3 tRNA genes are annotated in these 390 nt (G+C 54.4%); all 3 read left to right on the top strand.

Annotated features, from left to right (window positions below):
• The first annotated feature begins 61 nt into the window (after positions 1 to 61).
• The 3 genes from ACLOR3_RS10715 (at position 62) to ACLOR3_RS10705 (ending at position 324) form a co-directional block, all read left to right on the top strand.
• Positions 62 to 135, top strand: a tRNA-Met gene (locus tag ACLOR3_RS10715).
• Positions 136 to 151: 16 nt separating this feature from the next.
• Positions 152 to 225, top strand: a tRNA-Ile gene (locus tag ACLOR3_RS10710).
• A gap of 9 nt (positions 226 to 234) precedes the next feature.
• Positions 235 to 324, top strand: a tRNA-Ser gene (locus ACLOR3_RS10705).
• The last annotated feature ends 66 nt before the right edge of the window (positions 325 to 390 follow it).

Raw genomic sequence — 390 nt, 5'->3', positions numbered from 1 at the left:
GGTAGAGTACTTGGTTTGGGACCAAGGTGTCGCAGGTTCGAATCCTGTCTTCCCGATTTATGGCGGTGTAGCTCAGCTGGCTAGAGCGTCCGGTTCATACCCGGGAGGTCGGGGGTTCGATCCCCTTCGCCGCTATACTATTGATCTTGTCGGACCTTTAGCTCAGCTGGTTAGAGCTCTCGGCTCATAACCGAGTGGTCGTAGGTTCAAGTCCTACAAGGTCCATAATTAGCTGGAGGATTACCCAAGTCCGGCTGAAGGGAACGGTCTTGAAAACCGTCAGGCGTGTAAAAGCGTGCGTGGGTTCGAATCCCACATCCTCCTTAATATTAGCGCGGGATGGAGCAGCTCGGTAGCTCGTCGGGCTCATAACCCGAAGGTCGTAGGTTC

This window comes from Streptococcus intestinihominis (genome assembly GCF_046824975.1).
Classification (GTDB): Bacteria; Bacillota; Bacilli; order Lactobacillales; family Streptococcaceae; genus Streptococcus.
The sequence above is the reverse complement of the archived record's forward strand: the minus strand, read 5'-3'. Positions and strand labels throughout refer to the sequence as shown.